Raw genomic sequence first — 973 nt, forward strand, 5'->3', positions numbered from 1 at the left:
TAAATGGTGTTGTAAATTTAGGAAAGCCTAGAACAAATGGCGGAGCTCAAGTTCAGAGGGCTACAAATGACGCTGTTCGAAAAAGACGAGAGTCCTATATTCGTTATAGCCCAAATTGGTCTTCGGGAAGCTTCAAGGCTTCTTATAGAAAATTAACACCTAACGCAAAAGGAAAAGTGAGTGATGATAGGGTAAAAACCAGATATATCAGCTCCGATGGTAGATACACCATAATCAAAGATAATGAAAATAACTATTATCGGATATATGATAATAGCAGAGGTCAGTATCTTGATAGCAATGGCAATATTGTCTCAACTGGACATTTACAAGGCAAAGATGCCAAAGATTATGTTCAGCAAAAAACCCATATTAGGAATTTAGATAATGAGTAATACCAGATTATATCCAGTATTTTGTCTTGAGAGGAATATAGAAATTAATGATCTTCCTAAAATGATTGACTGGGCATATGCAAATGCAGGTAGTCAAACTGTTGTTATTCTAAATGAGGAGGAGGTTCGGTATTATGAAAGCACGGGGCTGTGGGGGATAATATCGGAAGAAACAGATAATTGGCTGTTTGGATTACATGAGGATGACTGGATTTTTGATTTCGATATTATGCAAAACATTATTAATGCCATCAATAGCAAGTATATTAAGATAGACCAGACGGTTGGCAAAATATTATTCATATTGGATTATGCTATTGCAAATCAAAAATCAGTGGTGTTTTATTTGTGATGAAGCATGGTAGATACCATCTCTCCCACCCCAAGCCCATGTAGGCTGGGCTCAGTGAAACGAAAACCTAACAAATATTTGTTAAAAATCATCATGTTGGGTTACACTCTCGCTAACCCAACCTAAGAGCTCAAAACATCTTCAAAGACATCATCCATGACATCGATGGTGATACACTAGCACGCAACATCGCTCATAAACTTGCCGCAGGTTTAACAGGCTGTCT

1 protein-coding gene and 1 pseudogene are annotated in these 973 nt (G+C 37.3%); both read left to right on the forward strand.

All coding sequences use genetic code 11. The features are described from left to right. Positions 1–395: pseudogene (locus HMPREF2573_RS08265) on the forward strand (hypothetical protein); the annotation flags it as partial. Next, a complete protein-coding gene (locus HMPREF2573_RS08270; protein ID WP_003659620.1) occupies positions 388–747 on the forward strand; it encodes a DMP12 family DNA mimic protein in 360 nt (119 codons plus the stop codon). The pseudogene HMPREF2573_RS08265 and the gene HMPREF2573_RS08270, both read left to right, overlap by 8 nt. Positions 748–973: the final 226 nt, after the last annotated feature.

The organism is Moraxella sp. HMSC061H09, assembly GCF_001809255.1.
Taxonomy (GTDB): Bacteria; Pseudomonadota; Gammaproteobacteria; order Pseudomonadales; family Moraxellaceae; genus Moraxella; species Moraxella catarrhalis.